The sequence below is a fragment of the Planococcus sp. S3-L1 genome, from assembly GCF_030063085.1.
Classification (GTDB): Bacteria; Bacillota; Bacilli; order Bacillales_A; family Planococcaceae; genus Planococcus; species Planococcus kocurii.
On sequence record NZ_JASISN010000010.1, the window covers coordinates 61,878 to 85,011 of the forward strand.

At 39.1% G+C, this 23,134-nt stretch carries 20 protein-coding genes, 2 pseudogenes and 1 riboswitch; of the genes and pseudogenes, 13 read left to right on the forward strand and 9 right to left on the reverse strand.

All coding sequences use genetic code 11. The features are described from left to right. Nucleotides 1-79: 79 nt before the first annotated feature. From QMF37_RS10950 to QMF37_RS10960, 3 genes and pseudogenes are all read left to right on the forward strand, one after another. Nucleotides 80-1,072 (forward strand): annotated as a pseudogene (locus tag QMF37_RS10950) (alkaline phosphatase); the annotation flags it as partial. 546 nt (nucleotides 1,073-1,618) lie between these two features. Next, nucleotides 1,619-2,389 carry a glutamate 5-kinase gene (gene proB, locus QMF37_RS10955; protein WP_058383942.1) on the forward strand — a complete coding sequence of 257 codons (771 nt, stop codon included), beginning with the start codon at nucleotides 1,619-1,621 and terminating at the stop codon, nucleotides 2,387-2,389. Between the two features lie 28 nt (nucleotides 2,390-2,417). Beyond that, complete coding sequence (locus QMF37_RS10960) at nucleotides 2,418-3,695, forward strand: glutamate-5-semialdehyde dehydrogenase (protein WP_283478328.1); 1,278 nt, start codon at nucleotides 2,418-2,420, stop codon at nucleotides 3,693-3,695. Between the two features lie 49 nt (nucleotides 3,696-3,744). Here the strand turns inward: QMF37_RS10960 and QMF37_RS10965 are convergent, their stop codons facing one another. After that, nucleotides 3,745-4,158 (reverse strand): DUF4395 domain-containing protein, encoded by a 414-nt coding sequence (locus QMF37_RS10965; RefSeq protein WP_058383944.1) that lies wholly within the window; start codon nucleotides 4,156-4,158, stop codon nucleotides 3,745-3,747. 136 nt (nucleotides 4,159-4,294) lie between these two features. Further along, on the reverse strand, nucleotides 4,295-5,653 hold the full coding sequence (gene mgtE / locus QMF37_RS10970; RefSeq protein WP_283478366.1) for a magnesium transporter: 1,359 nt from the start codon (nucleotides 5,651-5,653) through the stop codon (nucleotides 4,295-4,297). 130 nt (nucleotides 5,654-5,783) lie between these two features. Continuing rightward, nucleotides 5,784-5,871, forward strand: a riboswitch (cyclic di-GMP riboswitch). A gap of 47 nt (nucleotides 5,872-5,918) precedes the next feature. Here mgtE and QMF37_RS10975 point away from each other — a divergent pair. After that, nucleotides 5,919-6,788, forward strand: a complete 870-nt coding sequence (locus QMF37_RS10975) for an amidase (protein WP_283478329.1) — start codon at nucleotides 5,919-5,921, stop codon at nucleotides 6,786-6,788. Nucleotides 6,789-6,892: 104 nt separating this feature from the next. Here QMF37_RS10975 and QMF37_RS10980 read toward each other — a convergent pair whose 3' ends face one another. Further along, nucleotides 6,893-10,090, reverse strand: coding sequence for a hypothetical protein (locus QMF37_RS10980; RefSeq protein WP_283478330.1), 3,198 nt, complete (start codon nucleotides 10,088-10,090; stop codon nucleotides 6,893-6,895). A gap of 802 nt (nucleotides 10,091-10,892) precedes the next feature. On the opposite strand from QMF37_RS10980, the gene QMF37_RS10985 reads away from it, so the two are divergent. Beyond that, nucleotides 10,893-11,435 carry a tetratricopeptide repeat protein gene (locus QMF37_RS10985; RefSeq protein WP_283478331.1) on the forward strand — a complete coding sequence of 181 codons (543 nt, stop codon included), beginning with the start codon at nucleotides 10,893-10,895 and terminating at the stop codon, nucleotides 11,433-11,435. Nucleotides 11,436-11,755: 320 nt separating this feature from the next. Here QMF37_RS10985 and QMF37_RS10990 read toward each other — a convergent pair whose 3' ends face one another. Genes QMF37_RS10990 through QMF37_RS11000 form a run of 3 tightly spaced genes read right to left on the reverse strand, consistent with a single transcriptional unit; the run spans nucleotide 11,756 to nucleotide 13,636 of the window. Next, the gene (locus tag QMF37_RS10990; RefSeq protein ID WP_283478332.1) at nucleotides 11,756-12,523 is read right to left on the reverse strand and encodes an ABC transporter permease; all 768 of its coding nucleotides are present in this window, start codon (nucleotides 12,521-12,523) and stop codon (nucleotides 11,756-11,758) included. Continuing rightward, nucleotides 12,520-13,410, reverse strand: a complete 891-nt coding sequence (locus QMF37_RS10995; RefSeq protein WP_283478333.1) for an ABC transporter ATP-binding protein — start codon at nucleotides 13,408-13,410, stop codon at nucleotides 12,520-12,522. The genes QMF37_RS10990 and QMF37_RS10995 overlap by 4 nt, the downstream gene beginning before the upstream one ends. Further along, nucleotides 13,388-13,636, reverse strand: coding sequence for a PLDc N-terminal domain-containing protein (locus QMF37_RS11000; protein WP_283478334.1), 249 nt, complete (start codon nucleotides 13,634-13,636; stop codon nucleotides 13,388-13,390). Before QMF37_RS11000 ends, QMF37_RS10995 begins: the two co-directional genes overlap by 23 nt. 202 nt (nucleotides 13,637-13,838) lie before the next feature. Here QMF37_RS11000 and QMF37_RS11005 point away from each other — a divergent pair, with 202 nt between their 5' ends. The 4 genes from QMF37_RS11005 to QMF37_RS11020 all read left to right on the forward strand — a co-directional run bounded on the left by QMF37_RS11005 (nucleotide 13,839) and on the right by QMF37_RS11020 (nucleotide 16,710). Further along, complete coding sequence (locus QMF37_RS11005) at nucleotides 13,839-14,357, forward strand: helix-turn-helix domain-containing protein (RefSeq protein ID WP_283478335.1); 519 nt, start codon at nucleotides 13,839-13,841, stop codon at nucleotides 14,355-14,357. A 272-nt stretch (nucleotides 14,358-14,629) separates the two neighbouring features. After that, a complete protein-coding gene (locus tag QMF37_RS11010; RefSeq protein WP_283478336.1) occupies nucleotides 14,630-15,157 on the forward strand; it encodes an AAA family ATPase in 528 nt (175 codons plus the stop codon). Nucleotides 15,158-15,416: 259 nt separating this feature from the next. Continuing rightward, complete coding sequence (locus tag QMF37_RS11015) at nucleotides 15,417-15,983, forward strand: sigma-70 family RNA polymerase sigma factor (protein ID WP_283478337.1); 567 nt, start codon at nucleotides 15,417-15,419, stop codon at nucleotides 15,981-15,983. Further along, on the forward strand, nucleotides 15,970-16,710 hold the full coding sequence (locus QMF37_RS11020) for a hypothetical protein (RefSeq protein ID WP_283478338.1): 741 nt from the start codon (nucleotides 15,970-15,972) through the stop codon (nucleotides 16,708-16,710). The genes QMF37_RS11015 and QMF37_RS11020 overlap by 14 nt, the downstream gene beginning before the upstream one ends. A gap of 306 nt (nucleotides 16,711-17,016) precedes the next feature. Here the strand turns inward: QMF37_RS11020 and QMF37_RS11025 are convergent. Further along, a pseudogene (locus tag QMF37_RS11025) lies at nucleotides 17,017-18,366 on the reverse strand (transposase). Nucleotides 18,367-18,913: 547 nt separating this feature from the next. Between QMF37_RS11025 and QMF37_RS11030 the strand changes: the two are divergent. Further along, on the forward strand, nucleotides 18,914-19,162 hold the full coding sequence (locus QMF37_RS11030; RefSeq protein WP_058383967.1) for a hypothetical protein: 249 nt from the start codon (nucleotides 18,914-18,916) through the stop codon (nucleotides 19,160-19,162). Between the two features lie 346 nt (nucleotides 19,163-19,508). On the opposite strand, the gene QMF37_RS11035 is transcribed toward QMF37_RS11030, so the two are convergent. Next, complete coding sequence (locus tag QMF37_RS11035) at nucleotides 19,509-19,868, reverse strand: hypothetical protein (protein ID WP_058383968.1); 360 nt, start codon at nucleotides 19,866-19,868, stop codon at nucleotides 19,509-19,511. Between the two features lie 261 nt (nucleotides 19,869-20,129). On the opposite strand from QMF37_RS11035, the gene QMF37_RS11040 reads away from it, so the two are divergent. Next, nucleotides 20,130-20,813 (forward strand): hypothetical protein, encoded by a 684-nt coding sequence (locus QMF37_RS11040; RefSeq protein WP_283478339.1) that lies wholly within the window; start codon nucleotides 20,130-20,132, stop codon nucleotides 20,811-20,813. Between the two features lie 218 nt (nucleotides 20,814-21,031). Here the strand turns inward: QMF37_RS11040 and QMF37_RS11045 are convergent, their stop codons facing one another. Beyond that, nucleotides 21,032-21,316: an addiction module toxin RelE gene (locus tag QMF37_RS11045; protein ID WP_283478340.1), complete on the reverse strand. Its 285-nt coding sequence runs from the start codon at nucleotides 21,314-21,316 to the stop codon at nucleotides 21,032-21,034. A 174-nt stretch (nucleotides 21,317-21,490) separates the two neighbouring features. Between QMF37_RS11045 and QMF37_RS11050 the strand changes: the two genes are divergently transcribed. Continuing rightward, the gene (locus QMF37_RS11050; RefSeq protein WP_058383971.1) at nucleotides 21,491-21,799 is read left to right on the forward strand and encodes a PadR family transcriptional regulator; all 309 of its coding nucleotides are present in this window, start codon (nucleotides 21,491-21,493) and stop codon (nucleotides 21,797-21,799) included. Between the two features lie 23 nt (nucleotides 21,800-21,822). Continuing rightward, entirely contained in the window at nucleotides 21,823-23,016 is a 1,194-nt protein-coding gene (chrA, locus tag QMF37_RS11055) for a chromate efflux transporter (protein ID WP_283478367.1), read from the forward strand. Nucleotides 23,017-23,134: the final 118 nt, after the last annotated feature.

Sequence of the window (23,134 nt, forward strand, 5' to 3'; positions counted from 1 at the left end):
AATGACTTTTGAGTGCAGCCCCTTTTGTGTTGCCTAAAATGCTTTATTTATTATTTTACAAAAGCTAAACAATTCCTCAACCATACTCGAAGCTGCAAAGAAAAAAGGCAAAGCCACAGGATTGGTTGCAACTTCTGAAATTACACATGCAACTCCGGCATCATACGGAGCTCACGATCTTGCACGAAAAAATATGACCGCGATTGCCGATGACTATTACGACAAATCAATTGATGGTGAGCACAAAGTGGATGTTCTGCTAGGAGGAGGAACCGAGTTATTCGATCGAACAGACCGTAACCTTACGAAAGAGTTTCAAAAAGACGGCTACAGCTATGTCACTGACCGAGACGAATTACTCAGTGACGATGGCGAGCAGGTGCTTGGATTGTTTGCACCCGCAGGTCTTCCTAAAATGATCGACCGTGATGAGAACATCCCTTCATTAGAAGAAATGACGACATCCGCAATTGATCGTTTATCAGAGGATAAAGATGGATTCTTCCTCATGGTAGAAGGTAGCCAAGTCGACTGGTCAGGACACGATAATGATATCATAGCCGCAATGAGCGAAATGGAAGACTACGACAAAGCATTTCAGGCAGCAATAGAATTTGCTAAAAAAGATGGGAATACGTTAGTCGTAGCAACTGCGGACCATTCGACAGGCGGTTTTTCGATAGGTGCAGATGGTGTTTACAATTGGCTTACGGAACCGATTAAAGCGGCAAAGCGGACGCCAGACTTCATGGCGCAGCAAATTGTTGACGGTGCTAGTGTTGAAGAAACCTTACACGAGTACATTGATCTGGATCTAACTGCTGAAGAAGTGGACATGGTAAAAAAAGTAGAAAAGAGTAATGACGTTACAGTTATCGATGATTCTATTGAAAAGATTTTTGATAAACGCTCAAACACGGGCTGGACAACTAGTGGTCACACGGGAGAAGATGTACCCGTTTATGCATACGGTCCGGCAAGTCGAAAGTTTGCAGGACAGCTCGATAATACAGATCACGCTAAAATCATTTTTGATTTACTAAAAGCAAAAGTCACAATTGATGACAAGTAAAATCGAATGGAAGAATTATTGCCCATAAAAGCGACCAAAAGATTGCCACAAGCGATAGCTTAAGTGATCCATGTAAACAGACTCATCTCAATGAGTCTGTTTCAGCTTGTAGACAAAAGAATACTTATTCATTTTTTTGTGTGCATCTAGGATTCTCCACACCAAGCGAAGTGGCCAGCCCAGTTGGAGATTATACATCACTATTTAGTTTGATAAGACGTTGTCTATAGTCTGAAGCATGGAGTTAGTGTTCCATGCTTTTTTTAATTGTCTTGACGTAATTAAAGTTCCCTTAATCTAAAAAGTTTATAGAGTCATTTATTTTATGCATAAATATACATAAAGAATATTAAGTGAATACTGTTAAATAGAATAAAATTTAAATATTCTTTTTATTTTATTGACTTAAAATACAAGAGAGTGCATAATAACTCTATTAAAGAGATTCACACAAACTTGTCGAAAGAGTCATGGAGTCAAAGTTCTTCCGCTTTTAGGTAAAATGGAAGAACTTTTTTATTTATCAAAAACGGGTGGTGACTGCACATGGAGAAGAAAAGGATTGTAGTGAAGATCGGCAGCAGCTCATTAACGGACGATGAAGGCAAACTGTCGATTGAGAAGTTACGCGAGCATGTGGATGCGCTGGCCAGCTTAAGAACACATGGACATGAAGTCATATTGATATCGTCTGGAGCAGTCGCTGCGGGATGTATGGGCATGGGCTATTTATCGCGACCGGACACAGTGGTCGACAAACAATCAGCAGCAGCAGTGGGGCAGAGCCTATTATCGCAGGCATATGCAGACGAATGCAAGAAACACCGTATTGTGGCTGCACAGTTACTGCTGACGAAAGATCTTTATAAAAACGCCAATGCGACAATTTCCAAGTTATTAGAACGCAACGTCTTACCCATCATCAATGAGAATGATTCGGTTTCCGCAGAAGAGTTGACTTTTGGTGACAATGATATGTTATCAGCATTGGTCAGTGGTCTTGTGCATGCAGATATTTTAATGATTTTGACAGATATTAACGGCATTTACCAGGACAACCCAAGAACAAATCCGCAAGCGCAAAAATACCTTCACCTTCACGAAATCCCCGATGAATTAATAGATGCCACTTCCTCAGATAGCTCCACTGTGGGTACAGGCGGTATGAAATCAAAAGTTGAAGCAGCTCGAACGGCGTTAGCTTTCGGAGTTCAAGTATTTATCGGTTCGGGAACGGGCAGTGAAAAATTAGTTGATATTTTCAAAGGCAAAGGCGATGGAACTTACATTGGCGTAAAAACGACAATGAGTGTTTGAAGCATGGAAAATCGAAAGGGGCATCAGAATGACTGAACTTCTCCAAGAACAGCAAACGTCTACAAGTGAACTGATACAAAAAGCGCAACTAGCAAAACAAGCTTCAGCAGTATTAGCAAAATCGACAACAAAGCAAAAAAATAATGCATTGCGTTCTATTTCAGCGCAATTACTAAAAGAACAAGCCTTTATTTTGGAGGAAAACTGCAAAGATATTGAAGTAGGACGCCAAAATGGCATGAGTGAGTCGTTACTAGACCGTTTGAAATTAGATGGAGACCGCTTAACGGAAATGGCTGATGCCTTGATTCAATTGACAAAACTAGCAGATCCTGTTGGTGAAGTATTAGAAAAGTGGGAACGGCCAAACGGTTTAACCATGTCTAAAATTCGTGTGCCTTTAGGCGTTGTGGGAATGATCTACGAAGCACGTCCGAATGTTACTGTTGATGCTTCTAGTTTGTGCTTAAAAACCGGCAATGCAGTGGTACTGCGAGGTAGTTCTACAGCAATACACTCCAACAAAGCCATCGTGGCGGTGATTCACAGAGCTCTTGAGAACAGTGAATTGCCTATTGATTCGGTACAATTGATGGAAGATACAAGTAGAGAAGCAGCTTCTCATCTGTTCAAACTCAACAAATATTTAGATGTGCTCATTCCTCGTGGAGGCGCTAAATTGATTCAGACGGTCGTTCAAAACGCTACAGTTCCAGTATTAGAAACGGGAGCAGGGAATTGCCATATTTATATTGATGAGACAGCAACTGTTCAAATGGCGATTGATATCGCATTAAATGCTAAAATACAGCGACCTTCTGTTTGTAATGCCTGTGAAAGTATTTTGGTTCATAAAGATTGGGCGGACAAGCATTTGCCACTGTTGCTAAGTGCGCTACTGGCTCAACAAGTAACTATTCATGGGGACGAATCCGTACAAAAACGCTCTCCTGATGTTATCCCTGCAAAGGAAGAGGATTGGGGAACGGAGTACTTGGGATTAGAGGTAGCGATGAAAATTGTAGCTGGTGTCAGTGAAGCGATTCAGCATATCAATACGTATGGTACAAAGCATTCCGAAGCAATCATTTCGAAAAACTCGGAAAACGTCGATCAATTTTTTATGGAAATCGATGCTTCCGCTGTTTATCACAACGCATCCACTCGATTTACAGATGGGTTTGAATTTGGTTTTGGTGCCGAAATTGGTATTAGTACGCAAAAACTTCATGCACGTGGACCAATGGGCTTGCCTGCTTTAACATCGACTAAGTACATCGTGCGTGGCAATGGCCAAGTAAAGTAAAGGTTCTATCATCGAAAAAAGACAGAGAGCAATTTGCTCCCTGTCTTTTTTATACCTGCACTTTTGTTCGATTATGCTTCCACATCATGTACCGGAAGCGAATCGTACAGCCGATACAATAGCCCATCAACGCAACACCTGCTGCGATAATGACCATAATACTGAAGACAAAGCCCAACGATGGTATGCCAAAAGAAAAGAAAATCAAGGACAGTCCTAAGGAAATTGTCGCAATCCACTGGTTAAACAATTGCTGATCTTTATCTTCTTGCTGATAACTTGCCGCCGGCTTTTTCAAAAAGAGATGGCCCAATTGAATCACTGGATTTTTCTTTGTCACTAATGTATAAGCTCCAACAACAAACGGCAACAGTAAAATGGCTGGATGGAACAACAACGCCGCTACGACAGTAACGACAACAAACGTCTGATTGGTTTGAACAAGGGGTTTTGGAATGGTCATAAGCGCGCCTCCTTCGATTACAACCTATTATACCTAGTGTCTTACTTGGTATAAAGTTATTTGCCTGAAAAAGTGCGAATCACCATACGTTGAGTCAGTAATTATTTTTAGTGAAAGTTTTACTCAGGGACTTTTCTTACATCAATTGTGAAATGAACAGTGTGGCCATTCCAAAATAAATGAGCAGAGATAGAATATCGTTGATGGTAGTAATCAGTGGACCGGAAGCAACGGCTGGATCAATATTGAATCGGTACAGAATCAGTGGGATAATAGTTCCGGCTAAAGTACCAATAATTAAAGTCATTAATAGAGAGCCACCCACGACAATTCCTAAAATAAAGCTACCTTGCCATACATAAGCAATCAATAAAATAAGAACAGAACAAATCACGCCAATAATGATGCCGACCCATAATTCTCGGATGATCAGTTTAACGGTTTGCTTGAAATCTAGCTTTTGCGAAGCTAGTCCACGAACAACAACAGATAGGGATTGTGTGCCGGTATTTCCAGTCATCCCAGCAATCAACGGCATAAAAAAGGTTAATGCGACAACTGCTTGCAACGTATCTTCAAAACGGCTAATGATGCTGCCTGAAAATAGACCAATGAACAGCAGGAGGATTAGCCAAGGAAGGCGACGATAAGCTGCCGTCCAAGCCGGAGTATTAAAATCAATCGATTTACCAGATGCCGAAAGTTTTTCAATGTCTTCATTGGCTTCTTGCATCACGACATCAATGACGTCATCAACCGTTACAACCCCTGCGAGTGTATTGTCATGTTCCACAATGGGCAATGTCACAAAGTCATAGCGGCTAATGATGTGTGCCACATCTTCTTGGTCCATCAATACATCAGCTTTGACGACGCGGTTGTACATAATGTCTTCTACTTTATCCTCAAGATTTCCAAGAATTAAATCCTTATAGGAAATCACGCCGCGTAGTTTTTTATCTTCGTCTACTACGTAAAGGTAATTGAGATACTCCGCTATTTCTGCAAAATGCTTGATTTTATCAATAGCATCTCGAATTGTATAATGCCGTGGAATCCATACGTAACGATTATTCATAAGACGTCCTGCAGTTTCTGGCGGATAATTGATCGTTCTTTGAACAAATTTAGAATCGTCTTGGTTAATTTGAGATAACAATTCGTTAATGCGATCAGGCTCTAAATCATCTAGGAATAAAGCCAAATCATCGTTATCCATACGATCCAACACTTTTTTTGATTTTTCTACACCCAATTTTTGCAGAATTTCGACTTGCTCTGTTTTAGGCAGCTCTTGCATTAAATCTGTGAGTTGAAAAATCGTTAAATACAACAAAAATTTGTTTCGATGTTTTTCTGGCAAATGTCGATAATGAACACCTATATCGTAAGGTTGGAGTTCACTCAATATTGCCTGAAATTCATTACTGTTGCCTTCTTGTAAAGACTGAATTAATGCCAATGTAATTTCGTCTTCACGTATTGCTGTAGACAGTGTAGGTCACTCCTTAGTAATAAAAGATGTAGACAAATCCTACTGTTGATTATTGCCTTAAACTTCACAATTTGAAAGGGCTATTTAAAAAAGGTAGTAAAATCTCATAAATTAACATATAATAATGAAAATCTGAAAAAGGCAAACTCCATCGAAAGAGGAGGACGCAAAGCCATGAGCCTACCCGTTGAAAAACGCAAGGTCGTCTGGTTGCCAGGGTCTCGTTCTTTGAGCTCCGGCTTACAGAATGGGAGGATATCAGAAGATGAAAAAAATAATAATGGCAGGTGTGTGTTTGTTGATTATGCTGACACAAAATGGAGTGAGTGCACAAGCAGCTGAGACGGAAGTCAAAGCTACCTGGTTATGGAATCCGTGGATGATTTATAGCGATGAAGCGGGAACCCTTGCTTTTTTAGACAGTAAGGATGTCAATAAAGTCTACATGCAGATTGACGCGGATATTCCAGTGGATGTCTATAAAAGGTTTATTGAAAAAGCGGGACTATTAGGAATGACGATTTACGCATTGGACGGTGCTAGTGACTGGGTAGCACCAAAGGGCTTTACCAAGCAAGATCGGTTGATGAACTGGTTATCGTCTTATCAACAAGGTGCTTTGCAAGCTCAAAAATTTGCAGGTGTTCATTTGGATGTAGAGCCTTACCTTTATAGCGGTTGGAATACGAACCGAGCGGCCACTGTAAAATCCTATCAAGCCCTTTTGAGTAAAGCTAGTGCTAGTACAGCTGCAATGAACTTACCCCTTGAAGCAGATTTGCCTTTTTGGTTTGATGAAATCACTTATAAAAATATTTATGGCAAAGGGATACTTGCTGAGTGGGTGATTGCCAACACACATAGTGTGACCTTGATGGCTTACAGAGATTCTGCTGCTTTGATTACAGAACTTGTAAAGAACGAAGTGGCCTATGCAGAAAAATACGGCAAATCAGTAGTAGTCGGAGTTGAAACTGGTGAAACTGATGAAGGCGACAACATTTCTTTCTATGAAGAGGGCGAAACTTTCATGGAAGGTGAATTAGCTGCAGTAACTGCACACTATGCTGGGATAACTGGTTTTGGCGGCGTCGCGATTCACCACGTAGATAGCTGGAAAACGATGACACCCTAAAAAACAGCAAGGTTGAGCCATACCGGCCAACCTTGCTGTTTTTTTATGATTTACTCATCTATAAAACCAAAAACCGGACACGCTACTAACATGTCCGGTTAATATCACTGAGTATTGCCAAAAGTTTCTTGAAGAATGTAATACGATTGCTTCAAGCGTTCTTTGGATTGTGGCAGTCCCCATGTGTCCCATGAATACTGGGCTGCTTGAGTTGCAGTAAAGGTTTCAGTTGCTTTACCATTATCATCCGTTAAACTAGCAGCGACATCTATCCCTTCAATTGTTCTCGAAGCCTCAATGCCGTCTTTTTGAAGATCCCCTGCAAATTCTCGTTTTGCGGGATCTTTAGCATTCAGCAACATCCAAGGAATTCGAATTTCCATGATGCCTGTTTTTTCATCGTAGTAATAATCGTTCAAAGAATCATAGTTTTCATGCTCCGGATTGGCAATACCAAATCGGAAAACACCGGTTTCATAAGAAGAAAATGGCAGTGTTTCTCCAGTATCGGGACGCACAAATTCTTTGTTCAATGCGAGTCGAATCGGATGGAAAGTCGACTCAATATTTTCTTCTGCAGGAATCATCTCTAAACGGTTGTGATAATCATAATAGAAGCTGTCATAATCGCCTGCAACTTGCATTTGTGCTTGTTTTAAGTCGTTCATCTTCAACTGAAAATCTGCGAGAAATTCTGTTTTCCCCAACGCATCAACTGCAATGCCTTGGTCTTCACGAATACTAAAGTACAAATTGAAATCCTGTTCAGTCCACCAGGTTTTATCGGTAGGATCGAATTGGGCTTTGATGTAAACGTAGCGCTCATCTGAATCCATGGTCAAGGTTCTGAGGGCACCGTTGTCTTTTTCGTATAGCTTTTGCCCATCTTGCCAATCATCTTCACCATCGACTTTCACTTTATGACGATCAAAGCTCAACAATCCGAATTGCTGCTCATTTGTTTGAGCATTGGACCAAAATGGCCGTTCGTTTGGATTGTCATACTCCATCGTATTCCACGTACGCTTAAACCACTCATCTTGCCATGTGAAAACCATACCGCCCATCAGTCCTTCTTCAAGGATATCCTCATACATATGGCTGACGATTTCGCCTTGCTGTTGTTCAGAGATAAACCCTTGGTTCCAACCGAACGGATTTTCATGAGTCATGCCGCGAGAAGAAGGAATACCGAACTCGGCGATGACAATTGGCATATCGTGAGAATTGTTCAAATCCTTCAAGTAGCCGGCGTAGTTATTGAATTCCCCGCGGTGGTCTACGTATTCAGTGTATCGTTCTTCTAAATTCAAGAAATCTGGATAGTACGGGTACACATGATAAGAAGCGAACATGCCAACTGTATCCGTGATGCCTTTGGTTTTAATGTGATTTGGATCGACAGTTGCCATATCTTCTTGTTCACTTGGCTCTGCTGGTTGGTCCACATTATCTGTCGTTACCCAGTTAGTAAAACTCAAAGGACGCATACTTTGGTAGGTATCTAGTTCGTACGATGCTAACAAGTCCAGCTGCTGTGCCAACCAATTTTCCATCGGGTTGGCCTCTTCTGTGTATACATGCGTACCTTGAAAATCACCAAGCTCAGGATAATCAAGTTCCATTTGTTGAACCGTAAACGGATACCATTCGATACCAATCATCCAACCAATAACGTAAGAGGAGATGTCAGTTTTATAGGTACCATATGCATGGCCAGGTTCTTGTTCGACAACAGCATCACCGTGAATAACGTCTACTATTTTCTGAACCTCATTTTGGAAACGCTCAGTAATCTCAGGAGTAAAGGCGTCGAGTGTTTCAACTAGTGGCTCTTCATCAATCCAGACGCCGTGGTACAGGTAAAGTGGCTGTTTAGCACTTGCATTATAAGCAGCAAATGCTTCATAGAAAGCAGGCGGGTGAAGCGTATACACACGAATCGCATTGGCATTCATCTCACCGATCGCTTTAAACCAGCGGTCGTATTCCTCACGCGAGATTGCGGCTTCTCCAGGAAACGTTCCGGGCTTAGCCATGCCCATATTAACGCCTTTAATCGTAAATGGCTGCCATTCGCCATCTTCATACACTTCGAATGTCTGTCCGTTTACACGGGAAGGATAAGAAATACCTTCTTCCTTAGCAACTTCTTTAACTGCTGTAACTTGTGATTCTTTGTCTTCTGCATTTGCTAAAATAGCTTCCATCATTGGTACATAGGTCTTCCAATAAAAACTCTTTTCAGCATCTAACGATTCCATGGAAAGGAATGAGCGCATTTTTGCAAAACCAGAATAACGGTAAAAGTTTGGAACATCGTCAATATCGACAAAATCACCTGCAAAATAGTATAGATTTGCACCGTATTTAGACTGGTGGAATACAGCTGGAAAGCTCTGTGGAATTCCTGCTTTTTCCAGCTTTTCACTACCTGTAGCTTGCAGGTCCCACTGATAATCTGCTAAGACATCCGTTCCTTCAGTGGCTTCATTAATATCAAACCAATAACCAAAAGAAGGGCTATCCGTTAAGTTGAATTGAGCGGTGCCTTGTTCAGTAAAGGTAAGATGAAGACCGTCAGAACCGATTTCACCTGCTTCTTCAGAAAGAACTACAATTTCGCCGGTATCGTCATTAACCAATATAAATCCAGCACCTTTAAAATGCCACTTGGCCTCATTTTTCTCGTAGTTATCAATAATCCATTGAGGGATTTCACTGTCAGAAGAGTCAAGATCGACAAAGTAACGACCACTCCAGCCACTCCACTCCAAGCCAAGAAATTTGTTTATGTCTGTTGCGACTTCTTTAGGCGTTGGAGAAGCAAATGTATTAAACTCCATTACCAAATCAGTGCCTTCAGCTTGAACTTGTTGCTTAATCGTGTTCCACTCAGCCATACTCAGTCCGCCGGTAATCATGGATGAACTGCCAGGCTTTTTGTCGGTCGTTTGCCATGGTAAATTTTCTGCGTAAACTCCGTAGGAATCTGCAAGATAGATCAGGTCAGTTCCAGACAAGTCACCGGGTAAATCACGAGTAGTGTAGCTTTCTTCTTTTTCATTAGGGACGAAGCCATAATAATCTGTGTCGGCCAGATAAGCTTCTCCAGATTCACTTACGTAACGTTGATGATTTAATAGCCAAGTCAGGCCTTTATGTTCCCGGTAGCTTTCAGTAGGAACCGTTTTATCAATGATTGCAATAGTGACTGTTTTTTCATCTTTAAAAAACCATATGATAATAGGGAGTGCCAACAAAATAATGACTCCGAATAAGTATAAAAATGTCTTTTTCATACATACCACTCTTCTCTATTTACAAAATATAACTCACAAGTCATTATAGCTTAAAAGTCACTATAAATAGAAAGAAATTACCTGATTTTTTAAAGAGCCAAATTTTATCACAAGAAAATTGGGACACTGCTTGAGAATGTATCAATGACGTAAGAAGGCGAATGATCTAGCCATCCGGACGTAGAAAGACGCTGACGAAAGAGTCTGCAATAAAGGTTCTACACACTATCTTTATATGGAGTCGTACCGAGTAATCGCATATCTAGCACTACTATGTCGAATTTTCGAATAACGTGTTTGAGTAATGGTTTGTTGGAACTCTCAAAAATTTTTACTACGCTGCTTATCTAAATAAATATTCCGATCAGTGCTTCCGATTTGACGCGTATGCAATCAAATTTGCGAGGGTGCATAATTCATCTCAGTAAACGATTTTTTCCTCTTATTCTAACTAAAAAGCGTTCGTAAAAGCGTCTGTAATTCCCGAACGTTCGTAAATTGATTTACTACATTTGCGAACGCTTTTTCCGGTCATTTTTAGTCCTTTTTAAAGCGTTCGCAAAAGTGTACTTTTACGAACGCTTTGAAAAAAATGACTATTTTGAATTTTTATTGACTTCAACTAAAAGGAACCTTAGTATGAAAAGGAACCTTAGGGTTCATTCCTGATTGTTAAGGAGGATTAAAGGGCGATGAAAATATTTTTACAAAGTCACTTTCAAAACTAATTAACTCTTCCAGAGTATTGTTTTTATAATGTTACTTTGCCATTTGCAATACTACATTTGAGGGAGTTTTAAAAATGAATGATAAAACAGCAAACACTACAGCTGACACAAAATTGAACTTATTGTTAGAAAAAGCCAACAAAATGCGTGAAGAAGGACGTGCAAAGCAAGACCAAGAAATTCTAAAGGAAGCACGTACTCTTCTTTTAGAAATGGTTGCTGCCTATCCAGATCATGCTGAGGTAAACTACCAGACCGGAATGGTTCATGATAATTCCGGATTTCCGAATGAAGCTATCCCTTATTACGTGAAAGCGATTGATCAGGGGCTTAAAGGAACGAATCTTCAAAGATGTTTGCTGGGCCTTGGCAGTACTTACCGTTCTTTGGGTTACTATCAAGAAGCAGTAGAGACGCTACACCGAGGTGTAACAGAGTTTCCTGAGCACCGTGGTCTCCAAATCTTTTACTCAATGGCTCTGTATAATTCAAAAGATTATAAACGGGCGATGGAGATTGTTTTGGCTAATCTAATGGAAACGACTTCTGATGAACATCTTCAATACTTCAAAAGAGGGATCTCTTACTACGCTCAACACCTTGATGAAACTTGGTGACGTTCTATACCTTATAAAAAAACTAATCTACAATCTGTCAGTCGACTACCAGTAGTTAAAGATGCAAAACCAGTAACCTCATAAAAGGTTACTGGTTTTTTTTAGAACTTAAAATTGATGTTATTTTTTTACAGTGAAAAATAGTTTTTTCAATTTAAGATACAAAGCTAGTTTAGATAAAAGATAATATAGATGTTAAATTTCAGAGGAATATAACAGTTGAGTTTACATATCGCAGCTTATCGGAAGCTACGTAAATAAAAAGAGAGAGGAAATCGATCAAAGCGCATCCCCTCACTCTATTCACTTGAACTTACTTCTTATGAGTTTTTTATTTTCAGGTAGGCTAAGGAAATATTGCATGAAATAAAAAAGAAACAAGTTCCGATACTGAAGTAATTCAAGTCCTGAATCGACAGTAAGTGTTGCTCAGCCAAGTTTAAAATGCCACCTGGTGAAAGCTGAAATACAAGGTGATTGAATCCTTTAAGTAGGACACAAGCCATAGATACGAGAATGGTTGCGACTGCAATGAGTATGGGGCTCTTAACGAACGTACTAATCAGAATGGCTAAACTCACTACATATAGAATCCAAAGGCTGTATAAAATCAGGAAGAAAAGAAAGCTTGAAAAAGACAAAGTCCCGAATAATAGCACGGTGTAGAGATAAGAAACCACTGCACCGATGGAGATACTAAACATACTAATCATCCAATGGCTTGCCAGTTTGGATAAAAGGTAGGACTGAAGTGAAACGGGCCGGGTTAAAATAAAATCTTGCATGCCATTGTTGCGGTCAGCTGCAATCAGCCCCATAAAACTAATAATTAAAATGATAAGACCGATTTGATTGAACTGACCGGAAATTGTAGACAGAAGCACTTCGGCAGAGGAGGGAATCGGTCTGTTTGGATCGAGTGTGATGCCATCGGTTCCACCTACATTTTTGAGAATGACTTCCATGTATTTATTAATCAAAGGTTGAGTTACACCGAGAATGACGAAAAACAGCGTTAACCAGATGAACTTAAATTCTTTCATGGCTTCTACGAGTTCCGTGCGCGCTAATGTATAAAATTTTGTCATGTGGCCGACACCATCTCTAAGAAAATGTCTTCTAATCCTTTTTCATAAAAAGCGATGGCAGTAATGTTTAGTTCTGTATGGGCAAAATCGTTGATTACGTCCTGCAAGTCCAGTTCTTCAACTCCCGTTAACAGAAGAGTGTTCTTTGATATCCATTCACTTTTCTTAAAAGTTGGACTGAGAAAATTCACGGGTGGTGGGGGTGAATTTTCAACTGTCACTAGTATTCTTTTCCGGTCTGATTTCGAAGATTCGGCGTGTATGTTTCCAACAATTAGTCCGTTATTTAAAATAAGGTATCGATCGCAAAATTCGCTGGCATCATCTAAAATATGAGTCGAAATAATAATGGTTGTGCGCTTCTTTAATCGGTTGATTAACTTTTTCATTTCATTTCTACCGATGGGGTCTAAAGCAGAAACCGGTTCATCCAAGATTAATAACTGGGGTTTGTGCAAAATGGCTTGTGCAATCCCAAGACGCTGTTTCATTCCACCGGATAATTGTTCCACTTTATAATTTCCCTTTTCTTTTAGCCCGACTTCTTCTAAAACGACCGAAATATACTCTTTTAATAAATCATCATCAAGCCCTGATAACTTTCCAAAGAACTGCAGTGATTCTTCGCAGGTCATCCACGATTTAAAATCTGTATGTTGTGACAGATAGCCAATATTCTTCTTGTGTTGCGCAATGGGGACCGAATTGAACTGAATGACTCCTTTTTCGTACCGCAAAATTCCAGTCATGCATTTAATAAGTGTCGTTTTGCCTGCCCCGTTCGGTCCTAACAAACCTACGCATTCTCCTTTTGAAATTGAAAAGGAGATATCGCTTAAAATCTTGCGTTTGTTGATGGTCTTATCAAGATTTTCGACTGTAATCATTTCGAATGACCTTCCTTCCAATGACTAAATACAAAATCGGTCCCAACGACTGGACCAATAGAATGGCCATCAACCATATATAGGGTGTGGCGATCAAATCTTTCCTTTTGACCCAATCGTATAAAGCAACTCCAATGAGCAATACATTTAAAAGGACAACAGGCACTAAAAAAGGAAGTATTGTAGACCATTCAATTTCAAATAAAGCTGTAACGTCAGTATTCATATCTATCTCCCTCCTACTTATATATTATCATTATCAATAATGATAATATATAAGTCAACTGATAAATTAACTAATAGCCTAGTAATTGCATATACGCATAAGTTTGTTCGGATAAGGGTAGACGCATTTAGTCAGTTGGTAAATGACTCGAAAGAATATATACTAGCTAACTAAGTACATAGAAAATAGGAGATGAAGTTACATGGAATTCGATTTATTTAAAAATCAAGTTAGGTTTAAAATCGCTTTGGAATTAATAGATAGAGATGAAGGCTTATCCATTTTGGAACTCAATAAATTGCTGAAAGAAGTATCACAAGCGACGTTGTATCGGCACGTAAATTCAATGGTAGAGGACGACTTGTTAAAAATTGTTGGCTTAAATCGCAGCGGTAAAGTTGAAGAGAAATTATATGCCTTAAATACGCAAGCATATAAAATTAGTGAAGAAGAATGGCAGTCTGCCACATACAATGAAAAAATAAAATTTGTTACTTACTTCTTCATGTACATTTTGCAAGGTTATAAAAACTACCACGAAAGTCTCGGCACAAATCAATCTCAGGACCAATCAACATTTTCACTAGTAAAAATGAATTTAACGGATGATTCATTGAGCGATTTTCAATCGGAATTAAGTACATTAATGGAAAAGTACTACAATATGAAAAGTTTAGAGGAAGGCACAGAACGTACGATTTCGATGGTAATCATTCCATAAGCATCTATTGAAAAGAGATAAATTTCCTTATCTTAATTTGTGAATATCTGGTACTTTATCGAAAGAGAAGAAGCTGCAAAAAGATTTTTCTCTTTCTTTATGCCCGGGAAAGGGTATTTTTATGAACGTTTGGAAAACATACTGACTCATCTTTTTATCGTTGAAATACTCTTAGCAAACTTAAATACGGAGCAAAAAGATTCTGACGGTTAGTGTAATATTTGGTATAGGGTTGCGAAAAATATATTAAAACATTTTGGAGGACTAAAACAATGAAAATTCAGATCATCGGGGGTTCTGGTACTGGCAAAAGCACTTTAGGTAACTATATCAGTGAAAAAGAAAAAATTAAATGGATTGATACTGATAATTATCTTTGGAAAGATAATTCCTTTACAGAAAATTTTTCAGTAGAAGAACGTAAGAAAATGTATCAAAAAGACATGGAAATACATAAAGAGTATGTTGCTTCTGGTTCTATTTTTTCATGGTGTCCAGATGGTTTCAGAAATCGAGATTTACTCGTATTCCTCTTCTTGGACGAAAAAGTCCGAATGGACAGATTACAAAAGAGAGAAATTGAACGCAAAAGCCAATTTTCGCAAATGAATACTGGCGAAAATACCAATGATTTTTTGGAATGGTGCAAGACTTATTTAACTGCAACGGAAAAAGAAATGACAGGCACTTACGCAGAACATGCTTATCAAATGGAACTATCAAAGAGCCCAGTTTTAAAGCTTGATGCTTCTCTTTCCCTTGAAGAACTGCACGTTGAAATTTTAAATATCTACAGTTAAAAAGTAGTTTACATATCATCAGTTATCGGAAGAAGAGAAGCTGTCTATTCAGCTTCTTATTTTTATTCTTTAGAAATAAGCTTACTCTTATATGAAATTTACAGTTATTTGTGGAATCTAAAAGAACAAATTATTTCAAGTAGACTAACATATACACAGATAAATGAGATGGAATTCAAATCAAAAATAAAACATTAAAATTTAAGGGTCAAAATAACGGCCAGGTCCGTCTAATATATGGAGGGAGTTGAACACAGAGATGGAGAAATCAAAAGTTTCATTTTTCAAAGAGTCAGATCCGATTTTTAGTGACGACGCTGATTTACTATTGAATCAGCTCATCCAAGAATATGCTAACGACCTGAAAAGAATCGCATTTTTATACATAAATGATCATTCCGAGTGTGAGGATATTGTACAAGAAGTTTATATCAGTTGCTTTCAGAACTTGTCCAAATTTCGGAACGAATCCAACTACAAAACATGGCTGACTCGAATCACCATCAATAAATGCAAAGACCATCAGAGACGCTGGAGTATAAAGAACTTGATTTATAAGCCCTTGAACAAATTGATGAAGAAAGAATCTTCAACAGAGGAACAGTTTTTTCACAGCCAGAATTCAAAAGAAATCTTAGAAGAGATTTCTTTGCTACCTTACAAGTTTAAAGAGGTTCTCATCTTATATTACTTCAACGAAATGACGATGTTAGAAATTAGTGACACACTTCAAATAAACCACAATACAGTAAAATCCCGACTACTCCGTGGTAAAGCAGAGCTGTTGAAAAATTTGGAAGGAGGAGCCTTCGATGAGTCGCTTTGAGAATGAACTAAAGAAAGAAGTAAATAATTTTCTTGAAAAAAATATTCGTTTTTCACATAGGGAAGGCGAACAGCTTCGATCTAGAATCAATCAACCGAAAAAAAGATTTGTAAAAGCTAATCCTGTGTATTTAACGATATTGGTAGCCGCAGCCAGCCTGCTTATTTTGTTAAGTTATACTTTTGTAGAAGACAATAACTCTAATATCTTCACAGGAAGCGAGACAAGTAAAGAGAGCATCGGAATCAATCAACAAAATCAGAATGAAACGTTGTATAAAGGTAAAGAATTAGTAATTGCCGCCCTAGGAGATGCACCCGAAGTAGAAGAGAAACAGATAACATTCCAAGAAATTAACTTTGAAGAATTCACAGTAAAAAAAATTAGGAATTTTGATGCTGTTTTTATAATGAATGAAAGTTTATCTGTTGCTGCGGAAAAACGATATACCCATATCTTTACAGAGTCCAATATTCCTTTCTTCTTTATAGATTCCAATAAAGGGGCTTATCCATTCATTGATGAAAATTTGGAATATAATGAAGCGAGAGAAATCCCCTATCATGACTATTACGCTACCGGATATCTGCTAACTATAGAGGGTGAAGAAATAACGTGGACCTATGAATCAAGTGAAAAAAATAACCAAGATGCTTTTTCTACTATTTTTCAAACGATTGAGAATGCTTTACCCAAAACCTTTCATACAGGAGTATTGAATAAATAACGATTAATTCATATCGACTAGTAATGTCACTCCTATAACTCATAAAAGGAAAGCTTAAAGAATTTGGTGGAAATCAAAAGAACTTTTGGGTGAATCCTAGTTTACATATGACACATTATCGGAAGCTACTTATAGTGAAAAGGAGAGAAGGGGCTGTACGTAGCGCATCTTTTCTCCTTTTTGTTTGCGAAACTGTACTTTTACGAACGCTTATCTGTTCGAATCAATTTCATAATGCGCACTTTTAAAAAATCATAGAAGAGCCGAAAATCGATGATTCCTTAAAAAAACGAATGAAATGGTGAATTACGCTGCGATTGTTTGAAGAACTTTTAAACGGTCGATGGCGAGTTTGGATGCGTTATACGCTAACTGAACCAAATCGACATGCAATTTGGCTTTCTTTCCAGTGCGATGATAAATCTGATTTAAGAGGAAATACCCTTTCAAATAGGCATTGACCCTTTCAACGGCACTTCGTGCCTTGTAGAGCTGTTTCCATTTCAGCGAGCCTCTTGCCGGCGCTGTGTATTTGCGGAGATCGTCCGTGATTTTCTTTTTGTATACTTTTTGGCACAAGCTGTCGTGGGCTAACGGACAGTCCGCGCATTCGCTTGGCCTCGTATACTTAAGGGTTTCGTGCTTTTTATCGAAACTGTCATATCGGTAGCTATGTTCGCGGACGCAGGTCGGCGCAAAATGACGATCAAATCCAATCGGTTCTGGTTCGTTCTTTTTATTGTAGGCAATGACTGATTGGGCGCCCATCCGGTAAACTTGTTCGTAAATCGGAGCGTAGTCGTATCCGGCATCCATCGTGGCATAAGCGATTTTGAGCGAAGCCAACCGTTCCTGTATTCCTTTAAGCAACGGGATGGCAGCTTTTCCGTCATTCAGATTGCCCGAAGAAAATAGAGACTGAAGGATGTACTGGCTTTCTGCCCCAACGGCGAGATGGATTTTGAATCCAAACCAGAACACGTTCTTTCCTTCGCAATTCTTTTTCACTCCCCATTCGGGGTGTATGGGAACTGAAGCTCGCAGTTCCGAAAGCAGAATATCCAGCTGATCGGCAATTTTTTTTTCATATAAGGGAAGACTCGCTTCTTCTTCCGCCTTTTCCGCCAGCCATTGTTCCCGTTCTTCTTTCTTTTTGCGGCCACGCTTTTTCGGTTCTTTTTCGACCGCTTCTTTCTTTTGTGGCGCACAGTCGCGTGCCTCGACATGGGTGGCGTCTATGGCAACAATTTCATCTGAGATGAACCCTTCAGACATGGCCATCAAAAGAGTGCGTTCCTAGACAATTTCCAAGGCATCCGATTCGCTGACCAGCGTAATCATACGTGAATAAGAAGCTTCCGAAGGAATCTCGTCCGATACCAAAAAGCCGCAGTCCACTTTGAAGCGCAAATCACTTTCCAAGCGTTTGACCAAATCTTTGATGAAGGGAATCCGTTCGGTGATCCGCACAATCAGCGAATAGATCATCGCCGCGTAATTCAAGGTTTGCGGTGGTCCGAAACGAGACTTTTTCGTCACAACATTAAGAATTGGATGGATATCAATTCCCGATAAAATTGAGTTGAACCGGTGGGTAGGTTCCAAGTCATATAAAACTTGCATGTCAAACAGGCTTTCTTGTCGTATAATAGACATAGGGCAACTCTCCAGTCTGTTAATGTTTGTGTCGTAACTCTCATTATACAGGATTTGGGGAGGTGCTCTATTTTCTTAGGATTTTACCCTTAGAGCCGCAAGGGCTCAGAGTTATGAAATTGATTCGTTCTGTAAAATCAAATTATTAATACAGAATCTTTTAATATTCGTGAGTAATAATAAAATTTAGGACAATAAGTAATTCATTTATTAAGTATTTCGAAAAAAACAATAATTTAAAAAGACTTAATGATAGAATTAAACCACTACATAGCAAGGCATGATAGATATGAAAACTCAAAAATAGATAAGGTGGTTGAAAAGCAGAATAATCTAATCTTCTTTTCAGCAGTACGAATAAAAAATTGGAAAGCGAATTCATATGTAGAGAAATCAAGAATTAGCAATTCGCCCTGTTGAGGAGAAAGATTCGCCACAATGGAAAAAATGGGATGCTCCATATTTTACACATAAGGCAAGTAAAACTATTAAGATAAATCGCAAAATATAAAAACAAGCTTTTTCTGTTTTTTGGGAGGCAATCATTATGAAGAAAAAAAGAAATGTATTAGGATATTTATCAATAATTACAGCATTAACAAGTGTGATTTTTTTCTTTTCACCAATAGATAATGAAATAGATGCAATTATAATTGGTTTAATTTCGTTATTAGGAATAGGATTTGCTTTGGCCTCCAAAGAACTGTGGTATGTTTTTATAGGCACTATATCAAATATGGCCATGTTAGGAATGGCTTATCTACTAATAATCGGAACAGATTTTAGTAAACTATAATTTAGAACTATTTTAATAGGAAGAATCGAATTGTATACAATGTTTTTCAATTTCATCTCGAAATCATCTGTCAAAAATTTATTAATCTACTACCCTTGGAATGAAAGCAGAGATCCAAAACCGTTATACTGAACGTGCTTCATAGTTTACAATTTACATATGATGAGTTATCGGAAGGGAAAAGCGAGAAGTGAGCTTTTCTCTTTCTCTTCATCTGGAAAAGTGAACTTTGACAAGTTCTTTTAAAAAGTAGAATTAAGTGCGTTCTTATTTTCAAATAGAATGCACATTTTTTAACGCCACGTGCTTTTTCAGCATGTGTCTTTATCTTCGTTAAGCCACTGTCCTAAATTGTCCGACGGCCTAATTCTTTCTGAATCATCTCAAGCTGGGCGGCTCGAAGCTTGCGCTCGTATGGGTCCGTTTCGGATTCTGGCTTGGCGAGATAGTCCTCGTTATACTTGATTTCCAGGTAGAGGATGTCCGTAGTCTCCATAACGGCATGCCGGTGGGACTTTTCCACTTCGGCTTCGATTTTCCCCAATTCATACTCTGCTGGATCTCGCTGAGCAATTTCGGCTTGAATTAGCGTTAGTGCTTTCAAATCCGGACACTTTTCATTGTTTAATCGTGTCAGTCGCTCATATAACTTCTTATTCGTCATTTTTTTAACGTTTGCTTCACTGAATTTTGAAAATAAGTTCATCATTATCCTCCTTTAAAGCTCTATTAGTGTAGTTACTCATGCATTTCGTTCACATCATACGAAATGGGTTGTTCAAAATAGGGACTTCCACTGATAAGTACACAGTACCATAACGGAATCAACTCCTATAAACTTAAGGAGACTCGCAAAGTTTAAATCGTGCATGTTAATTGTCCCAGTTTCATGTGTAATTGTTTGTACTTGAACATTCTCCTTCGTCATTCATACAAAATGCATCAAAATGAAATGAGGGCTTTTAGAATGATTGAAAAACTTTTTAAGAGATTATTTTCTAGAGATTACGGGCTGTCATCAACAGAGTTTGCGTTACTAATGGGTTATAAAACATGGAAAGAAGCTCAAGGAAATACCTATGCCATGTTCTTTACTGAAGTGGATGACTGGTGGTTTGCGACAGAGCTTTCTGATGGTCAATGGGCGGTGTGGAAAGAAGAAGGAGACATGCCCTATCCTTTTACGGTGTTTTCTAGTCGGAGTGAAGCGATTGAACATCTAAGAGTCTTGTTCATAAAAAGTGCCTTACCTGAACGCAATTGGATCGAGGAGGCGTCAAAAAAGAAAGGCAAAGTTTTAGTTGATAAAGAAACCCAAATACAAATCTTGCTCCGGGGAAATGCCTTACAATTTGCTTGTGAAACATTGGGTGTGAGAGATATGCGAATTCGTGAATACGCTGAAGTTTTTACAGTAAGCATGGATGAAGTCTATGACTATGCATTGAAACAGGGTCTTCCGCAAAGTGGCTCGACACGCGACGATATGCTAATTGAAGGCTTCCATTATTACAAAAAAGACGGCAAATGGCACACTTTTTTCAGGGAGAGAGGCCAGACATTCGACGAAAAGAATTTTAATGATGAGGAGCTTGGAAAAAGGTACATCATTAAAACCCTGGTTCAATTGAGTGGTACGGGACTGTACTGACACATGCAAGTGCAAAGGGTCAATAGCCGTTAATTTCTTAAGCTTTTAGCTAAGGTTTTTATGAGTTTACATATTCCGGATTATCAGAAGTTATAGTCATCAAATTGGAGAATAATTTGGTTCAACAAAACAAGAGTCCAGCAAAGCGAGCACTTTAGAAGTGCTCGCTTTGCTGGACTCTTTTTAGTCGGGAAAACCTGTTCTTCATTTCAATTAGCTTAATCACTCTTCAGCCATTTTATAATTTTTTCTTTATCGCGTTTCCCAATGGCTACAATCTGAATTATTTGGATGGTCGCCTCGGCTTCTCTGAAAATAATCCGCAGGCCCATCTTCTTGTTTTTCAGCTTGTTGCATTGTGCCAAATTGCCATGAAGGGATTGGCGCGCTTCCACGCCTCTCAATTTGATTCGGTCCAGCGCTTTATGGACGAAAATCTTTTGGCTGCCATCCAGCTGTTCATAATCTTCCGTTGAATACTGTGTCCATTCAAGCTGATGCAACGGTTATTCCCACCCGTCTTCTTCATCAAAATAGTATTTCCCCTATTTCTTTAATGTTAAATGACTGTAAATTTTATGGAATTGCGCTGATATATATAAGGTGTATGTTATCTTAATAACAAACACTAATATCGGAATTCAATATTGGAAACCGTTATTAAAAGGAGAAGTCGAATGGAAGACAAAGTGCTTCGCAAACTTTTTTTGGGATTTATTCATATCCATATCTTGCACCATGCTAAAGTGATGCCGATTTATGGCGTTTGGATGCTGGAGGAACTTCAGGAACATGGCTACAGCATCGGACCGGGAACGCTTTATCCGATTCTTCATTCCATGGAATCCGATGGCTTGCTGATGAGAGAAGACCGGAACGTAGAAGGTAAAATCCGGAAGTACTACAGTATTACGGAAAAAGGGGAACACGTTTTAGTTGAGGCTCAAAAAAAAGCCTATGAACTGTTTAAGGAGATAAAAGACTGAATCAAAGGAGAGAAGAGAGAATGATGAATCAAAAAAAATCGACTGTCAGTTTCAAATCATTACTGGAAATCTTTATTGTTTCCATCCGGTTAGGACTTACTTCATTTGGAGGACCTATTGCGCACCTAGGCTATTTTCATGAAGAGTACGTACGAAGAAAAAAATGGATGGATGAGAAAAGTTATGCGGATCTAGTTGCGCTAGCTCAATTTCTTCCTGGACCTGCTAGTAGCCAGGTAGGGATCGGAATTGGAGCGATGCGTGCAGGCGTATCAGGGGGAATCGTGAGCTTCATTGGTTTTACCCTTCCATCGGTTATCGCGTTGATTCTATTTGCGTTGCTATTACAAAGTTTTGATGTATCGGATGCTGGATGGCTAAAAGGATTGAAAATTGTTGCCGTCGCAGTAGTGGCTCATGCCGTTTTAGGTATGGCAAAAAATCTCGCACCCGACTTGAAGAGGAAAGCGATTGTCTTGTTTGCTTTGATTGGGACGCTTTTCTGGCAGACTGCTTTTACGCAAGTGGGAGTCATCTTGATTGCAGCTTTAATTGGTTATATTCTGTATAAAAACACTGCCGAAACAACAGAGGGACAGATGCAATTTCCAATTACGAAAAAGGTAGGAACTGCTTGCTTGGTGTTATTTTTTGGATTCCTTTTTTTTCTGCCAATTCTCCGAGAAGTTACCGGCTCATACTGGGTAGCGATGTTCGATAGTTTTTATCGTGCTGGCTCATTGGTTTTTGGTGGGGGACATGTGGTCTTGCCACTTTTGCAGCAGGAATTTGTCCCGACAGGCTGGTTGAGTGAAGAAGCCTTTCTGGCTGGATACGGGGCGACTCAAGCAGTACCGGGACCCTTGTTTACCTTTGCAGCTTATTTAGGAACGGTCATGAATGGCTGGATTGGTGGCCTATTCGCTACTTTCGCTATCTTTTTACCGGCGTTCTTGTTGATTGTGGGAGCCTTGCCTTTTTGGGATGCACTGCGCGCAAATCGGAAAGTAAAGGGTGCAATCATGGGGGTCAATGCGGCAGTTCTGGGGATTTTAATTTCTGCGTTCTACACGCCAATTTGGACAAGTTCCATCATAGAAGCAAAGGATTTCGCTTTGGCAGCTGTCTTATTCAGTATGTTGGCTTATTGGAAATTGCCACCATGGCTGGTAGTTGTCACAGGAGCATTAGGCGGTTCTTTGCTTACTTTATTCTAAGCGAATACCTAGAAAATGGGTAAATAATCGATTAAAAAGACATTCTTTAAGTATTCGAATTTATTTTTCAACTTTACTTGAGAAAAAGGATGTTTTATTTTCTAAAGTCGATTACTTA